The 16,145-nt window shown below is 49.9% G+C and carries 16 protein-coding genes; 14 read left to right on the top strand and 2 right to left on the bottom strand.

Going from position 1 to position 16,145, the window contains the following annotated elements:
- Nucleotides 1-327: 327 nt before the first annotated feature.
- Both KB235_RS15065 and KB235_RS15875 read right to left on the bottom strand, forming a co-directional pair.
- The gene (locus KB235_RS15065) at nt 328-2,535 is read right to left on the bottom strand and encodes a hypothetical protein (protein WP_211781029.1); all 2,208 of its coding nucleotides are present in this window, start codon (nt 2,533-2,535) and stop codon (nt 328-330) included.
- Between the two features lie 50 nt (nt 2,536-2,585).
- The gene (locus tag KB235_RS15875) at nt 2,586-2,777 is read right to left on the bottom strand and encodes a helix-turn-helix domain-containing protein (protein ID WP_420842165.1); all 192 of its coding nucleotides are present in this window, start codon (nt 2,775-2,777) and stop codon (nt 2,586-2,588) included.
- 366 nt (nt 2,778-3,143) lie between these two features.
- On the opposite strand from KB235_RS15875, the gene KB235_RS15055 reads away from it, so the two are divergent.
- The 14 genes from KB235_RS15055 (at nt 3,144) to KB235_RS14990 (ending at nt 16,020) form a co-directional block, all read left to right on the top strand.
- Nucleotides 3,144-3,638: a helix-turn-helix domain-containing protein gene (locus KB235_RS15055; protein ID WP_211781027.1), complete on the top strand. Its 495-nt coding sequence runs from the start codon at nt 3,144-3,146 to the stop codon at nt 3,636-3,638.
- Nucleotides 3,639-3,936: 298 nt separating this feature from the next.
- A complete protein-coding gene (locus tag KB235_RS15050; RefSeq protein ID WP_021065836.1) occupies nt 3,937-4,119 on the top strand; it encodes a hypothetical protein in 183 nt (60 codons plus the stop codon).
- 12 nt (nt 4,120-4,131) lie between these two features.
- On the top strand, nt 4,132-4,356 hold the full coding sequence (locus KB235_RS15045; protein ID WP_012390467.1) for a hypothetical protein: 225 nt from the start codon (nt 4,132-4,134) through the stop codon (nt 4,354-4,356).
- A 66-nt stretch (nt 4,357-4,422) separates the two neighbouring features.
- Nucleotides 4,423-5,523 carry a hypothetical protein gene (locus KB235_RS15040; RefSeq protein WP_211781026.1) on the top strand — a complete coding sequence of 367 codons (1,101 nt, stop codon included), beginning with the start codon at nt 4,423-4,425 and terminating at the stop codon, nt 5,521-5,523.
- 143 nt (nt 5,524-5,666) lie between these two features.
- The gene (locus KB235_RS15035; RefSeq protein ID WP_211781025.1) at nt 5,667-7,901 is read left to right on the top strand and encodes a VirD4-like conjugal transfer protein, CD1115 family; all 2,235 of its coding nucleotides are present in this window, start codon (nt 5,667-5,669) and stop codon (nt 7,899-7,901) included.
- A gap of 16 nt (nt 7,902-7,917) precedes the next feature.
- Nucleotides 7,918-8,160, top strand: a complete 243-nt coding sequence (locus tag KB235_RS15030) for a hypothetical protein (protein ID WP_024127790.1) — start codon at nt 7,918-7,920, stop codon at nt 8,158-8,160.
- Between the two features lie 16 nt (nt 8,161-8,176).
- Entirely contained in the window at nt 8,177-8,584 is a 408-nt protein-coding gene (locus tag KB235_RS15025; protein ID WP_211781024.1) for a hypothetical protein, read from the top strand.
- Between the two features lie 20 nt (nt 8,585-8,604).
- The gene (locus KB235_RS15020) at nt 8,605-10,566 is read left to right on the top strand and encodes a pLS20_p028 family conjugation system transmembrane protein (protein ID WP_211781023.1); all 1,962 of its coding nucleotides are present in this window, start codon (nt 8,605-8,607) and stop codon (nt 10,564-10,566) included.
- A 6-nt stretch (nt 10,567-10,572) separates the two neighbouring features.
- Nucleotides 10,573-10,872, top strand: a complete 300-nt coding sequence (locus KB235_RS15015; protein WP_128124166.1) for a DUF5592 family protein — start codon at nt 10,573-10,575, stop codon at nt 10,870-10,872.
- Nucleotide 10,873: 1 nt separating this feature from the next.
- Nucleotides 10,874-11,389 (top strand): hypothetical protein, encoded by a 516-nt coding sequence (locus tag KB235_RS15010; RefSeq protein WP_211781022.1) that lies wholly within the window; start codon nt 10,874-10,876, stop codon nt 11,387-11,389.
- 123 nt (nt 11,390-11,512) lie between these two features.
- Nucleotides 11,513-13,465 (top strand): VirB4 family type IV secretion system protein, encoded by a 1,953-nt coding sequence (locus tag KB235_RS15005; RefSeq protein WP_211781021.1) that lies wholly within the window; start codon nt 11,513-11,515, stop codon nt 13,463-13,465.
- On the top strand, nt 13,465-14,571 hold the full coding sequence (locus KB235_RS15000) for a lysozyme family protein (RefSeq protein WP_211781020.1): 1,107 nt from the start codon (nt 13,465-13,467) through the stop codon (nt 14,569-14,571). Before KB235_RS15005 ends, KB235_RS15000 begins: the two co-directional genes overlap by 1 nt.
- Nucleotides 14,572-14,601: 30 nt before the next feature.
- A complete protein-coding gene (locus KB235_RS14995; protein WP_211781019.1) occupies nt 14,602-15,180 on the top strand; it encodes a hypothetical protein in 579 nt (192 codons plus the stop codon).
- Nucleotides 15,181-16,020 carry a hypothetical protein gene (locus KB235_RS14990; protein ID WP_211781018.1) on the top strand — a complete coding sequence of 280 codons (840 nt, stop codon included), beginning with the start codon at nt 15,181-15,183 and terminating at the stop codon, nt 16,018-16,020.
- The last annotated feature ends 125 nt before the right edge of the window (nt 16,021-16,145 follow it).

Here is a 16,145-nt window from a genome sequence, read left to right as displayed (position 1 = left end):
CGCTTGAGCCTGACTTTTATGTCGACTCAAGCGCTGTTCATTTGAAAAATTAATAATACATAAAATTTAAATTCATGCTTTATTACACATTGACAAAAGATGTTAACATTTAAAATTTAATGGTGAATTATGCACTTGCCTGTACTTTTTATTATGCTCTACCATCAGCGACAATTTATTGATTACTTGTTTATGGTTCAGCATCACTTCTGTCCCCTAGCCAAAGAGATTAGGAACCACGTCTACTTCTAGTTTTCGGGCTAAGAAACCGTCTTACAATACACTTCGAATACATTGTCGCTCAGGCGACCTATAAAATAGAGCTGTTTAAAACTCTCTAATATTTCTTGCTTTACTAATTTTTATTCGAATAGTTTTCAATCTTTCGTATGTTTCCAAAGGTAACGCCTTGAATTGCTCCGGCCCTATATTGTAGACCACAGCTTTATTTAAAATCGCTTTGTCATTAATTCCAACTACAAGACAAATCGTCTGTTCATCCTCGTCGAATACCCTTTCCATTAAAAATCTTTTCCTTTCAGTTTCATTCTTAAAAACTCTATTTGATGAATGAAGAAGAAAGATTGAAATGACAGGTAATTCTTCGATTTTATTTTCTTTTTTATAATTCATAGGCATGTAAGGTGTAAGAATCTCTCCACGCCGCTTAGATTCTAATAATTTTCGACTTCTAGAGGTTAAGAAAGTTTCAATCTTTTCTCGAGTACCCGAGTCTAACATGAGCAAATATCTAGCTACACGTATCAATTCTTCGTTCATTTTCGAATCCAGCAAATTGATTAGTTGCTGAAATGTCTTTGGCATTTTTTGATTTGGTTTTTTCTGAAATTCCCCATCAATTAAAGAACATGATGAATTATCTGGATCAGTATTCTCTAAAATAGAATTAAGTTTCATAGCCATGTATATATCTATTTCTTCTCTATGGTTATCTATGAAAACTTCTGAAATCTCTTGATGTTCTTCAACAACTTCATTAACTCTTTTAGAGTAGTCATTATATTCAAAGTACAATCCAATATGATCTAGTTCGTCATTTAGTTTAATATAAGGATTTTTAGAAGCTTTACTCCGTTGGTATAAATAATTTAAAAAGATACTTGGGGAATCAAACAACTCAGGATATACTCTTAAATCATTAATAGAAATACACCAGATGGGGAGATCACTTTTCTGAATGATATCTGTTTTTTCAATACGAGATGCAATCTCATTAAAATCGTCTAATGTCACGCTACAAGCTTGAACAAATTTAATATCACTTACGATTGCGATTTTTTGATACTTTCTTTTGCTTTCTTTTGAAAAAAGTTCAATAAAATCTTGTTTTTTATATGCGTTATAAAACCTCAGGGACTGATTGTAAGGATTTTTAGCTAAGTCATCTAATGATTTTAAATAAGCAACTTCATCTGAAAATGGAGAGACTGGAGATAGTGCTCCTCCTTTTACTTCCACAATAATCATTACATTATCAAATATAAAAATGCCATCACATTCACACCATTCATCTTTACCGTTTCCACCAACAGGAGCTTTATAGAAAACATTTTTATAGAGTTTTGATTTCGGCAGCATTTTTTTTAATAATTTAAGCGATATTTCTTCTGATAAATCGTTTTGAATCAGATTTATCTGGTTTGATGAGCCAAGATTATTTGCTCTAATCACTCTTAAAGTCGATCTATATATGTTATCTATGAAATTATCTATCGAGAAACAATAGAAACGGCCATCTAATTCGAGGAATGGTTTATATTTAATCGGACTTTCTTTGGTCACTATACTCAAATTATCTTTATAAAAATCTTTATATTCGCCTCTTGATAGCGATAACTCTTTAATAAATGTTCTCGGCCATTTAGTAATTTTTTCTACATCAAAGTAATCAGCTATTGCATGTAAATCTATAAAAGACTCATCATCAGATAAATCTATAAAAGACTCATAATCAGAAATACCATATGTGTCCTCTAAGAATTTTATATATAAAGTGCTACGCAAGTGCTTGCTGATGGCAAGAATCCCACTCACCAAGTTTGAACTAGTTAATCCAAATGTACTTTGTAGTAACTGATCGTAAGGAGACAACATATCAGTAAAGTGATCTTGTTCAAACAAAGGATATAGAGTACCTGTTACATTAAATTGCATCCCTTGTGAATATCTAATAATCTCTTCCTTTGGAGAGAAACTTATAAGAATACTCGCAGCAGAATAAAAGCTCATAATTTCTTCTAAATACTCTTCGACTAAAAAATTGTCTTCTAAATCGTAACCAATCATTATTTGATTACTAACTAAAATACTCTGAGTAATATCAAGAAGCTTGTTCTCAAAAGGAGTTGTATTCCCTTGAATAGTCTCTTTTATGTTCATCAAACCTTTGAAGAACTTATAGTTATACAGTTGAATCATTGTTAGAAGTGGGTCTGATTCTGATAGCATTTCTTTTATTCTTGTTATGCTATTGTCTACTTCGAATTCAAAATCTGCTACATTGAACTGTTCCAAGATACACGCTCCTTATACAGAATATAGATTAAAGCCAAAGTGAATGATTATTATAGAAAGCGTGAATTATTAAAAAAGTCATTAAGGGAAATGTTCAACCCATTGCAAAACTTTTGGATTGTACTGACTTTAGGATGTTTTGTGCGTCCGCTCATCAACTCTGAAATCGTTGCTTGATTTAATCCACCTCTCTGAATGACTTGATGGATGGTCATGTTATGTTCTGCCGCGAGCTCTTTCATCCGCTCGATGATTGCCTCGTTCAACTCCACTTGCTCACCCCACGATCCAAGTACTCTCTTCATCACTTATTCTTTATGAAGTCTTCTATTCCTCTACCCTACCATAATCTCTTGAAATCAAAATAATTGTCATTATTTTCTATACTCAAAGCGTTATTTTTTACAATTGTGCTACAAAACAAAAAATATTGAGTTACTGTTGCTCTTCATCCCTTGAACAGAGCGGATTCGACAAGAACCGTCAATTGTAAAATTTCTGACATATCAGAAAACTGATGATTTTTGGACCTAATCCTGTTATATTGGAACCAACAAAAGGAAACATCTGTTTGGTCGCCGCTCTGGTTTACAGAAAGGGGAAGGCTTATGTATCGATTCGGGGAGTGGTTGAAGGAGAACCGCCGGCTCTCAGGCTGGTCACAGGTTGAATTATCAGAGAAGACATATGGAGAGATTTCACAGCCCGCTATAAGTCAATACGAACAGAACCGCTCGACGCCATCGATTACCGACATCGATCATCTTGCTCGCGCATTCGGACACACGCTTGCGACGGTTCCATGGGACGCCATCGAATTTGGATACGGCTACGGTGCAAAACATTCTGTCTCCAAGATCGAGCGCCGTCGGTTCGACCTGAAGGAACTGCCGCAGGCCGACTCGGTTCGCACGTTCGACGGAAAGACGTATGAACTGCACGGTTTCATCGGCATCGAGAAGGCGAGCGGTGAAGCGGTTCAGTTGACGCAACTCTACTATCGAATCCGTACGGTCGTCTGTGACGCCCACGTGCTCGCCAAGCGCAAGAACCCGGATGACGAGCTCATCCATGTCAAGAAGCGAAAAAGAGTCCACCAGTAATCGACATCGACGCAGCAGCACATCCTTAAGGATGGTCTAATCCAATCACATATCGGCGTGTCCCTCACCAGTGACCGGGTGGGCGGGATCTACGCATAGATGGTTCGGCGAGAGTCGCCTAAAACTCGCCATAAGGTCACAGAATCGTTCCGGGTCATCGAAAAACCCTGTACAGCTCCTTTGATTCACGAGGAGCAGAGTTCGTGGGGGAACGGCTAGAAACCCACCGCACCGAATCCGACTGTCCTTAATGATGTGCTGCTGCACATCACGAGATCAAGGGAAGGAAGTGTGTACTGTGGCATCAAAAGAACAGAAACAGAACCGTAGCTTCGCCGAGAAACTCTTACGCATCCGTGGGAAGGACTACGAGGAATGGCTCGACGAACAACATCAACAGGTCATCCAGGACAATCAGGAACTCATTTTGGAGGCGCTAGAGGCGAAGCTCAGCTTCAAGTCGCCGGCGCATCAGGACTAAGGAGGGAACGACATGGGACTCAATGAGACAGGGCTCAGCTTACTTCAGTTCTTCCAGGGGCTCGCCGTCATCGCCGCGGCCATCGCCTTCGCGATCGGAGGCTTTTACTTCATCTTCGGTGGGGATCGTGGCCGCTCGAAGGCGGTCGGTTGGCTCGTCGGGGGCGCCGTCGGTCTGATCATCGTCATGGGCGCGTTCACGCTCGCCGAGATGGTCGACCAGAATATCAAATTCTAATGCACACGCGCACAGCGTTCCGATCGGAAGGCTTTTTTTGTTGCTTGAAACGAGAGGAGGAACGAGATGCTGTTTGTACGATTCACCGACGTCCCGGACACACGGATCCAGAACTATGAACGGCTCACCTTCGCCGATGCGGTCGTCGCGACACATGACCTGCATCATGCGCTCAGTAGCGAAGGGACGAGCTGTTCCGGTGACTTCCGGATCTTCGATCAGAAAGACGAGCTACTCTATCGTGGGACGTTCACGTTCGGGAGCGGAGGCACCTACCCGAACCTGTATCACCAGATTAGTGACCGGGTACAACGGATCCGGACAAAGAAGGAGGACAATGCGAAGAAGATGTGGCTCCTCGACGAGATCGAGTCCGAGACACCGGAAGACTATAAGCGCCCGTCCGCCAAATCGAACCCAATCGTGTCGTCGACCTATCAGTCGCGCCTGACCCGGCTACAGCGCCGCCTCATCTACGGGGCAGCCACGGCCGGGATTCTCTTTACCTCACTCTTCACTGTCGCGCAATGGTTCATCGATAAAGAGGCGCACGCCGAACAGGTGACCGGCGTCGAACAGACATGGCTGGACGCTTACGAACAGGCGCTCCAAGGTGAAGAATCATCACTTATCCAACTGCTAGAGCGGAAAGACCGGTCCGAGGAAGAGAATGCCCTATTGATTGACCTCTATCTCGCGGAAGGAGAAGACCAGAAAGCGCTCGAGCTCACGGATGACCCCATCCTGATCGAGACGAAGCTGGCGGGACTCGATCTATCCAATCAGGAGAAATTGGAACGGCTCCACGAGTTCCAAGCGTCACATCCGACCGATGAGGGTGCGTTCGATATCGCAACACTGGAACGAGACCATGAGACCGTGGCCAATACGAAAGACGTGGAGTGGACCGCTCCCCGCGTCTCCGCGAAAGTGACTACCTATCTTTCCCTTGGCGACATCGCGTCCGCGAATGAATGGGCGTCCAAGACGAACGACCCTGTCGTACAAGAAAAAGTCGACAACTATCAAGACATTACGGCCATGATTGACGGACTGAACAAGAAACTGAAGGAAACCTCTAGCAAGGACACTTCGAGCCGTGAGAAGATTCAAGCCGCTATCGCTGCAGAGGAAGTTAACCTAGATACAATTCTTTATTCAGATTAAGGTAGGTGAAATAATTGAGAACTCGGTCTCTATCACCACGATTCCCGATACGTTTGATCTTCCCCGCCCTGGTCTGCCTGTTGGTAGTGCCGGCCGGGATTTTTTATCTGCTGAATGGGGTCTTCAATATCATTCGACAAATCATGACCCCAATTCTAAAAGAAGGGCTATTGGCCGGGGCAACGATTCCGACACTCTCACCCTCCTTGTTCTTGGAGGTGAGTCTTCCCTCTTCGACCGTCTTGCTCGGACTGATCGCGTTCAGTCTGTTCATCGGACTGGTCGTGTTCGGCAAGATATGGCTGAACTTCCGGGACCTGCGGAAGAATCAGAAAGGGAGTGCCCGCTTCACCTCGTTCGATGAATTGAAAGAACAGTACCGCCGCGTCCCCGACCGGAAGAAACGGTATGACGGATTAGGTGGTGTCCCCGTCGGACGGGTCAAGAACGAGCTGTTCATCGATGACTCCCCAGTCAACAACCTCGTCATCGGCACGACCCGATCCGGGAAGGGCGAGACATTCGTCTTCTCGACAATCGACCTGTACAGTCGAGCCAGTGACCAGGCGAGCCTGATCATCAACGACCCGAAAGGCGAGCTCTTCGCGGCCTCGAAAGAGACGCTCGAGCAACGTGGGTATCAAGTAGAGGTGTTGAACCTGATGAACCCGCTTCAATCGATGTCGTACAACCTGTTGCAACTGACAATCGATGCGTTCCTTGAGGAAAACTACTCGCTCGCCCAACAGTATGCGCGCTCGGTCGCGTTCATGTTGTACCATGACCCGAAGGCACGGGACCCGTTCTGGGCCAACTCGTCGATCGACCTGTGTACGGCGCTTATCCTCGGGCTCTGTGAGGAGGCGAAGGACACGCCGGAGAAAATCAACATGTACAACGTCGCCCTCATGCTCTCGGACTTAGGGTCGCGGACGGTGGTCACGCGACAAGGTCAGGAAATTTCCGCACTTGACGAGTTCTTTCAGCGGTTCCCAGAGAACCACCCGGCCCGGCTCCAGTTCGCGACACTCCACTTCTCGGGTGGCCAGACACGGGCAAGTATTCTGGCCAACACGAACGCGAAACTCGGCATCTTCACGTTGAACGGGACCGGGAAACTGACGTCGATGAACTCGCTCGACATGCGACGCATCGGATTCAACCGCTGGATCAGTGGACGGACTGAACCTTTGACACGGCTCACGTTCACGTTCCCCGATGGGACGACCCATGCGCTCACGACGGACGACGATGGCAGCTTCATCGTGTACCACACGTCGTCACTTAGAACCGGAGACGCCGTTCACATTTCGACTGACTCAAGCACTGCGACGATCCAGCTGGAAGCGTATGACGAGGAAAGTGGACGTTTCCGTTACGCAATCGATGGGATGATACAGATCCGTGAGGTGATGCACCAGATGCGTCCCGTGGCGGTGTTCCTCATCGTCCCGGACTATGACCCAACGTTCAACGTCATCGCGTCGCTCTATATCAAGCAGGTGTATACGTCACTCGCCCGGGTCGCTTCGCAGACGAAACAAGGTAAATGCGAGCGTCAGGTCGTCTTCCTCCTCGATGAGTTCGGCAACATGCCTCCGATCGAAGGCATGGCCAACATCATCACGGTCTGCCTCGGTAGGAACATGCGCTTCAACCTCGTCATCCAGGCCTACTCCCAACTCGAAAACCTATACGGAGAGGATTGGAAGACGATTGACGGCAACTGTGGGAACACGCACTATCTGTTGACCGCGGACGAGTCGACCGCCGAACTGATCTCGAAGAAGCTCGGTGAGGCGACCATCGTCACGAAATCGCGGTCCGGGCAGACGTTCTCGCTCAAGAAATCGAAGACGGAGAACGTGGACGGCCGTCGGCTCATGACAGCGACCGAGGTCATGGGACTCAAAGAGGGCGAGATGCTCATCATCCGTGTCATCAAGCGTCAGGACACGAAGAAACGACGTATCCAGTCGTATCCGATCTTCCTGAGCGGCAAGACGGCGATGAAATATCGTTACGAATACCTGGCGGACGACTTCGACACGGACCGCTCCCTTCATGACATCGACATCCCATGCCGTCACGCCGGGCTCGACTTCGAACAGATCCGTATCCGTTTTGCGAAGCAAAAAGACGAAACGGATATCAATATTCCATCGAATCAGGAAGATAAGTCCTTGACGGTACGAGATGTGCTGCAGGACAGCATCCTCCGCTCGATGTTCGAGGGACATGACATCGGTGGGATGTCCCTCCCTGAGTTCGAGACGAACCTGAACCTAGGAGTTTACGACATCACCGACAGCCAGAAGAGCTTTTTGAGCACGATGATCGCGAAGCGACTCGAGAAACTGAAGCAAGGTACACCGTAGAGAGGAGGCCGAACCCATGGCCGAGAGTGCGAGAGAGAAGCGAATCCAGAACGAATTGCGTGTCGTCGCGAGGATCATCGAAACGCAGCGCGTCCGCCTTGAACGGGGCGACGTGCTCAATATCCAGACGACCGATGGCTTTCTGACCGTCTATCAAGACGACACCTCAGACACCCCAAAAACTGTTACACTAATAGATAAGTTCGACTTTCGCGTCAACCTGAAAATCGCGGATCTACTGAAGGGGAAAATCGTCTGACGGAGGGGTAAACGTTATGAGGAAAATCTTGATTGGTGTCCTACTCGGAAGTTCGTTACTTTTAGCATCATGTGGTGCCGAAAGTTCGAATTATCTTTCTACGACTTCTGTTGAAGAAATTGCAGATATTAAAACTGAGCAAGAAAGTGCATACGTTCTTGTAGACAGCGATAGTCAAGGTAATGAAGGGGCTTACGTTGATACTGTGCGAGAAGTCGCCACGGAAAAAAAGAAAGACGTTCTCTTATTCAATCCGTTTCAGCCTAATGGGGAAGATTTTGAAGAACGTTCTACCCAAGAACATCCTGAACTTAAAGGTGGCAGATTGTACGAGATGACTGACGGTGAAATCAGTCGTGAATTAAATGTATCTGCCCTTACAGAAGATGAATTAAAGGATCAAGTCACTAATTTCATTAAATAGCCTCTGAATGGAGGGATTCTATGGGTGATAACGAAATAGTAAACAAGCTACAAGAGTTCACTGATATCCTTAGTCTCAGTACATTGGTACTGGATGCCCTCCGCTCAATGGGTTGGATTTTAATACGTGGCTTAGCAGTATTAATTGATGGACTTGAAAAAGTGACTGACAGCATATTACTAACGAAAGCATTTTTTAATAACTCTCAAGTGGTTGAATTCGTTTCTACGATTCAACCTTTTTTGTACGTTCTTTTAGCTGCTAGCTTCCTATTCACGGGTTACCTCATCATTTTTCAAAAGAAATTTGATCGAGAAGGATTTTTAATCAATCTGTTTATCACGTTGCTCATTCTCGGACTATTATCTCCAACGATGACGCAAGTAAGTGAATTCAGTGATACCGCTATTGATTTTACAACTCAAAACTCTGGCGAAAACTCTTCAAGTGAATCGATATCAAATCAGATTTTACGAGAAAACATTCATGATTTGATTGAATATGACCGAAACGATTTTTCCGGTTTGAACGGTGAGGCTTTGAACTCTCTGCCTCAAAGTCATTTACGAAATATCGATATCAACGAGGTATTCGATAGTAATGAATTTCGCTTGGGAAGTACTGGCGAACAAATCTCTCAGTCCAAACTAACCTGGAATGGTGAAACGATGGGAACCTCGAAACTCGACCAAAGTGGCGTCGAATGGAACAATCAGTATTACTACCGCTATCAGCCGAACTGGTTGACCATCTTCGTGACACTCGGAATCATGGGCTTCACGCTGTTCTCGATCGCCTACAAACTGGCACGTCTCTCGTTTGAGCTTGCCTTCAACTATGTCCTGGCGATCCTCGTCGCACCGGCCGATCTGCACAGTGGTCAAAAGACGAAGAAGGTCATCCAGAGCATTCTGAACACGTTCCTTGTGATTATCTTGATTTTCGTCTCCATCAAACTGTACACGATTGGGACTGCCTATCTCGCGGAGACATTGAACGGGTTCGCCTATCTGATCGCCCTCATCGCCTTCTCGGTCGCATTGATTGACGGGCCCAACATGGTCGAGCGGCTGTTCGGGATTGATGCCGGACTCAAGCGGGGCTGGGGTGTCGCTCTCAGCGCCTATGCCGCTGGGAAAGGCGTGACCTCGGCAAGTGCCCATGCGGTCTCGAAGGTCGCACGTGCCACACAAGGCGCACCGAAAATGCCATTGCTCCATGAAGCCGCGACGGCTCGGATGGATTCGAATGCCATGCCGCAAAATGATTCACCGCTTAATGCGGTGAGCCAACCTTCACAGCGGATGGACGCCGAGAGACACATTGATCCAGATAATGTCGCTCAGGAGAACCAAACCGCAAGTCGCACGCAGACCGACAAAGAGAAACCGACAAATCCGAAGGAGGTTGCGCAACCAATCAGTGCTCAAAAATCAGAACCGGAAGCGCCAGGCTCTCCAAACGTGAAGGAAGCGTCGGGTCGCATGTCTCCTGAATCGAATCATGCGACGAACCCTGAATCGATTACCGAACGTGCCGACCATCCAACAACGTCATCTGAGACACAAAGACCGGAGTCGATTCACGACCATTCAATTTCTGGTCATTCCCCAGTCCCTGCTTCGTCGACTCTCGAATCGGTCACCGGGTCTACCGATACCACATCCGGACCAGGCCATCGTCACAATGAATCAGTAGACAGAAATGACGTGACGACACCAACACCTCATGATGCACCACATTCAAGCGACTCATCCCCGTCTTCGTCCTCTACGACGGGTTCGAATGATTCGGCAACAGAGAAACGCCAAGGACGAGCCCAACGGACCATCCATCAGGACACCGTGCTCGACATAGAGACCGAGGTCATCGAACAGGTGCGTGAGAATCAGACGCACCGTCATAGCCAGAATCATGAAGAGTCGCGACGGATCTATCCGACCTCGCCACCGAAACCTGACAACATGAAGAAAAAGGAGTGATGACCCATGCGCAAATACCGGATTCCGAACGAGGTCACGACCGAACTGAAGATCAACAAGATGCTCTATCTGCATGACTTCCTGTTCCTCGTCGGGCTCATCGTGCTCCGCCTCGTGACGCTCCCGTTCATCCCGTCGGCACTGCACATCCCGTTCACGGTCTTCCTCGTCGTCTTCGGGCTGTTCATGGTGCTCCGTCCGGCGACGAATCCGCAGAAGCGGATGGTCCACGCGCTCTATTACGCGCTCATCAAACGAAAAGACACCTATCTCGCGCTCGACGCGCAGACGAAAGGACGTGATTGAGATGGCTTTCATTGAAGATACGCTACAGGGACCTAGACGCACGGGCACCTGGCTCGACGAACAGGACGTGGTCGAGAAACAGAAAGTCAAAGACAAGGTCGTCGTCAAACCGACGGTCGCCGAACTGATGCCGGTCGTCGACGTCACCGGGACCGAGGCGTTCGAGATGCGCGACGGGACTTATCTCGACATGGTCCAACTCACCTCGAAGGACATCTACTCCTTGAACGAGGAGGAAAAGGACCATGACGTATTCTCGCTCGCCTATCTCCTCCAGGCGTACGCACATCCGCTCAAGGTCGTGCCGCTGAACACGCCGCTCAATCTCGAACGGCAGAAGATCAGCATCGAACGACAGATTCGACAAAATCAGACACCGGCCTACCTGCCCTTCTTGTTGAAGAAGAAGCAGGAGCTCGAATACCTCGAGGAGCATCGCACCAATCGCGATTATCTCCTCTTTTTTTTATGCCGACGACGAGCGGACGCTACGGGAGCGAAAGACGCACCTCTATAAACTGCTCCGGCGCTCGAACCCGATGCGCGAGCTGACGCTCGACCAGAAGGTCCATGTGCTCTATCAGCTGAACAACCCGAACACGAAACCGCAACTCGACACCTGAAGAAAGGAGTGACGCGCATGTGGCAGCGCCTGCGTGAAAAGTTATCCAAACAACAGGACCCGGAGACCGTCAAAATCAAGAAAGGCTATAACCCCGACGTCATCGCCAAAATCCAGCCGCAGGGTGGTATTAAGTTCGACGCCAATTTCGTCCGGCTCGGGGACGGCTACCTGTCGTGTCTCCATGTTTATAAATATCAGTCGCTCGTCTATGACTACTGGCTCGAACCCATCTTGAACATGCCGGGCGTTTTGACGACGCTCGACATCGGGACGGCCGACAAGCGTGAGATCATCCAGACCATCAACAAATCGATGGCCGAACAGAACACACGCTTTGAGAACGCGAAGGACAACATCGACCGCATCGACGCCCAGGAGACGTATAAGGAGCTGAACGAGCTCTACGAACAGATCACCCAGGGCGAGACGATGAAATATCTGCACCTCCGCCTCTATGTAAAGGCGAAGACGCTCGACGCGCTCGAGGTGAAGGTGCAGGAAGTGATGGAAGAGCTCGAGGCCCGAAACTTCCGTTCGACGATCTTCCTGAACGAACAGGAATGTGAATGGCAGAGCCTGTTCACGAGCTATGATCAACAACAAAAGCTCCCAAACCGGCGCCGTGGGAAAGAGATTCCTTCCCTCTCTATCGCCGGCGGCTACCCGTTCCACTTCACGTCGCTACAGGACGCGACCGGCACGTATTACGGGACGACCGACACGAACGGTAGCGTCATCTTTGACCTGTTCCATAAGGACAAACAGCGCAAGTTCTATAACGCGCTCATGATCGGCAAGATGGGGTCCGGCAAGTCGACGCTCCTCAAAAAGACCGTGCTCGACCAGGCGATCAAGGGCAACAAGATACGCATCCTCGACGTCACGGGCGAGTTCTCCGACCTCGTGCGTCAGCTTGGCGGGAAAGAAATCGCGCTCGACGGGTCGGCCGGGCTCATCAATCCGCTCCATGTCTATAAGACGGTGACGAATAACGACGGCAGTGCCAACGAGGCACTCTCGTTCATGCAGCATCTCTCGAAGATGGCCGTATTCTATCACTACATCAACCCGGCGGCGACGCAGGAAGAGACGAACGAGTTCGAGATCCTGCTTCGGGACCTGTACGTCCGGCACGGACTCTGGGACGAACAGGGTGAACTGCCGATCACGACGCACCCGGCGAACCGGTACCCGACGTTCTCGGACTTCTTAACTCTCGTGCGGCGCGAGCTCTATACGGATGACACGCGTACCTCGATCAAGGATGCGATCAGTCCGAACCGGGTCCGGCGCCTCGAGAACATCGAACTCGCCGTCACGAACCTCGTCCATAACTACGGCAACATCTTCGACGGACACTCCTCGATCGACCGGTTCGACGAAGAGCTCATCGTGTCGTTCCCGCTCCGGAACCTGACAAGCCTACGGGACGAGGTGTTCCAGGCGCAGGTGTTCTCGCTCATGAACATGCTGTGGGACGGGATGATTTCTAACGGCTCGAGTCAACTGAAAGCCTATAACCAGGGCGTGCTCCGGACCGAAGAGGCGTGCAAGTATCTCATCGTCATCGATGAGGCGCACCACTTGATCAACACGCGTGACATCGCACAACCGGCCATCCTGTATCTGCAACGCTGCATGCGCGAGGCGCGCAAGTATTTCGGCGGCATCTTTTTCGTGTCGCATCTGATCACCGACTTCGTGCCGGCTGGATCGAAGTCCGAGAACGCGGAGAACGTCAAGTCGCTCTTTCAGCTTACGCAATACAAGATTATCGGCGAACAGGACGCGGAGAGCATCCCGACCATCCAGACGGTGTTTGATGGCCAACTCTCGAATTCCGAGATGCGCATCATCCCCTCGCTCGAGACGGGTCGCGTCGTCCTGAGCATCTCGGGCGTGCATAACCTCATCTTTGACGTCGATGTCGCACCCGAAGAACTCGCCTTGTTTGGTGGAGGTGCCTGATGTGGGCGGCCGCGAAACGGACGGCCCGCTTCGCCGTCACGGCTAAGTGGCAGCTCGCGACGCTCAAGTGGCGGCTCATCCTGCTCGGCATCGCGGCACTCGTCTTGTTCCTGGTCATCCTCATCGTCGGAATCCTCGACACGCTCACAGGTGTCCAGAACGAACAACCGACCGACGTCCCGTTCGATACGGCCGGCGGTCTCCAAGTGAGTGACCAGGTGCTCCAATATCGGGGTCTCGTCGAATCGGAACTGACGAAGCACGGATTGGCTGAACAGACGAATCTCGTGCTCGCGCTCATGATGCAGGAGAGCGGCGGGCGTGGGAACGACCCGATGCAGGCGAGCGAATCGAAGTGTGGACGGATCGGATGCATCACCTCCCCCGAGGAGAGCATCGTCTACGGCGTCGAACATTTCGCCGCCGTCTTCGAACGGGCGAACCGTGACGTGCAGCTCACGTTACAGAGTTACAACTTCGGAGGCGGCTTTATCGATTATGTCCAGGAGAACGGCGGACGTTACTCGAAAGAACTCGCCATCTCGTTCTCGCAGATGATGTACCAACGCGTGAAACACACCGGCATCTATCGTTGTCATCGCCCGAGCGCGGTCCAGCACGGTGCCTGTTATGGGGACATCGAATACGTCGACGCGGTGTTGAAATACCTCGCGCCGGTCGCCGTCGCCGACGGGGTCATCACGAAAGAACTGTTGTCGGAGTTACGTTCCCCGCTCGCCATCCCGCTCAACGTGACATCGCATTTCGGGTGGCGCGTCGTCTTCGGACAACGGGACAACCACACCGGGATCGACTTCAGTTGCACCCCGTCCGACACGATCCACGCGGTCAAGAGTGGCACCGTCATCTATAGCGGGAACCGCGGACCGTACGGCAATCTCGTCCAGGTCCGGCACGACAACTACATCACGGCGTATGCGCATCTGAGTCGTCTCGGCGTCCAGAGCGGGCAACAGATCGAGGCCGGACAGGCGCTAGGGTACTGCGGCACGACAGGCCGTTCGAGCGGGAACCACCTGCATTTCGAGATCAAGACGAGCGAATGGTCCGGACACATCGACCCCGCCCCGGTCTTCGGTTTTTGAGTCATGCATGTATGGAAAGGAGGAGAAAGGATGAACTTCACCGCACGTCACCTCGCCTATCTGTTCGGGATGCTACTCCTGATTTCGCTCACGGCGAACATCTTTTTCTATCAAGAATTGACGGCTGTCACGAGCATTTCAGACGCGAGTGAGACACAAAACGAGAGCATCACTCCCTCTAAGTCAGTCAATTTCGAAGATACGCCGTCGGACACCGAACAAGTCGTCGCTTCAAAGGAGACGGAACGAATGGAGGAGCTGACGACACGCGCGACGCGCTTCGTCGAGTACGCCTTCACCATCACGAAGGACAGTTATACGACCCAGAAGCGACAGGCGAAAGAGGTCATGTCGGATGATCTCGCGGCCACGCTCTTCGCCGCTGACGGCATTGATGTCGGCACGTTCGAGACGACCGTCCGCGACGTCGAGGTGTTCCCTTCTGTCTCCGGAGAAGATTGTCTCGTGCGATTCGAACAGGACCTGTTGATCACCGAGACGGGTTATGAAGAGACGACGCAAGAGCTGTTGGCCTTGACGTTCGAGTCCATCAATGGACATCTGGTTGTCACCGAGATGGAAGACCTGACATCGGAAGGAGGGATCTAGATGCGGCGACAAACGCGACGACGTCTCACCCAGAACGTCTCCCAGTTCTACCTCGGGCTCGGCGTGTTCTTTGTCATCGGTTTCCTCTTCTTCGGCACCTCATCGTTTTTCTTTGCTGAAGAATCGCCGGTCAATGAGACGCCAATCAACGAGACAATCCGACTCTCGAACGGGGAGACAGTGACGCTACACGCGTCTAGTTACGATACCGAAACGAAGACAATCCGCATCCGACTCTCGCTCGATGAGACACCAGGTAACACGAACGACCATCACTTCCGCTATGTCTATAAGGCACGTCCGGATTCTGAGAAGGAAGTTGTGCTGCTCTACGAACGGAACGACCAGTACGTGCTCGAATTGAAGGATGTGCCGAACGACTTCGACCAACTCGCCGTCCGAATCTATGGGTTGGATGAGTCACAATCAATCGATGCACTCACACCCGAGGAACGGGAAAACAGTCTTTTGACGTCCCTCTATGCCGACCATCGGACGATCGAACAGGCGAACCACAGTTCATCTGATGAGACAACTTTCACGAGACTATTCGTCGAGGATGAGCTCGCGGAGACCGAACAGCAGTTGGAAACAGCACAGCAGTCAGCCGAGGCGCAACGACAACAGATTAACCGGCTCGACCGTGACAAAGAGGAACTCGAAGGCGAACTTCCCTACCTCTCGCTCGACGAACAGGTCGAACAAGAGAACGAAATCTTCGATCTTGGTCGGAAGCGCGACGAGCTCAATCTGGAGATCGAGAAGCTCGAACAGTCGGTCGTAGCGCTCGAAGAAAAGCACGAAAAATTACGCGTCCGACTCCGGGAACTATCGATTTAAGTGGCACATTTCGTGCCAAATCGCTGGTTTCACTGGCACATTTCGTGCCACTTTCGGACTTTTGGTGATATCACGGAAACCCCAGGCTCTGCCTGGGCTATCACGATAAGTGATAGCAGTTTCCC

The sequence above is a fragment of the Exiguobacterium alkaliphilum genome, assembly GCF_018138125.1.
Classification (GTDB): domain Bacteria; phylum Bacillota; class Bacilli; order Exiguobacteriales; family Exiguobacteriaceae; genus Exiguobacterium; species Exiguobacterium alkaliphilum.
The sequence above is the reverse complement of the archived record's forward strand: the minus strand, read 5'-3'. Positions and strand labels throughout refer to the sequence as shown.

Bases quoted from the DNA above. Each gene is read 5' to 3' on its own strand.
- KB235_RS15875 (WP_420842165.1), bottom strand. From the start codon at position 2,777: ATGAAAGAGCTCGCGGCAGAACATAACATGACCATCCATCAAGTCATT.
- KB235_RS15055 (WP_211781027.1), top strand. From the start codon at position 3,144: ATGTATCGATTCGGGGAGTGGTTGAAGGAGAACCGCCGGCTCTCAGGC.
- KB235_RS15045 (WP_012390467.1), top strand. From the start codon at position 4,132: ATGGGACTCAATGAGACAGGGCTCAGCTTACTTCAGTTCTTCCAGGGG.
- KB235_RS15040 (WP_211781026.1), top strand. From the start codon at position 4,423: ATGCTGTTTGTACGATTCACCGACGTCCCGGACACACGGATCCAGAAC.
- KB235_RS15035 (WP_211781025.1), top strand. From the start codon at position 5,667: ATGACCCCAATTCTAAAAGAAGGGCTATTGGCCGGGGCAACGATTCCG.
- KB235_RS15030 (WP_024127790.1), top strand. From the start codon at position 7,918: ATGGCCGAGAGTGCGAGAGAGAAGCGAATCCAGAACGAATTGCGTGTC.
- KB235_RS15025 (WP_211781024.1), top strand. From the start codon at position 8,177: ATGAGGAAAATCTTGATTGGTGTCCTACTCGGAAGTTCGTTACTTTTA.
- KB235_RS15020 (WP_211781023.1), top strand. From the start codon at position 8,605: ATGGGTGATAACGAAATAGTAAACAAGCTACAAGAGTTCACTGATATC.
- KB235_RS15015 (WP_128124166.1), top strand. From the start codon at position 10,573: ATGCGCAAATACCGGATTCCGAACGAGGTCACGACCGAACTGAAGATC.
- KB235_RS15010 (WP_211781022.1), top strand. From the start codon at position 10,874: ATGGCTTTCATTGAAGATACGCTACAGGGACCTAGACGCACGGGCACC.
- KB235_RS15005 (WP_211781021.1), top strand. From the start codon at position 11,513: ATGTGGCAGCGCCTGCGTGAAAAGTTATCCAAACAACAGGACCCGGAG.
- KB235_RS15000 (WP_211781020.1), top strand. From the start codon at position 13,465: ATGTGGGCGGCCGCGAAACGGACGGCCCGCTTCGCCGTCACGGCTAAG.
- KB235_RS14995 (WP_211781019.1), top strand. From the start codon at position 14,602: ATGAACTTCACCGCACGTCACCTCGCCTATCTGTTCGGGATGCTACTC.
- KB235_RS14990 (WP_211781018.1), top strand. From the start codon at position 15,181: ATGCGGCGACAAACGCGACGACGTCTCACCCAGAACGTCTCCCAGTTC.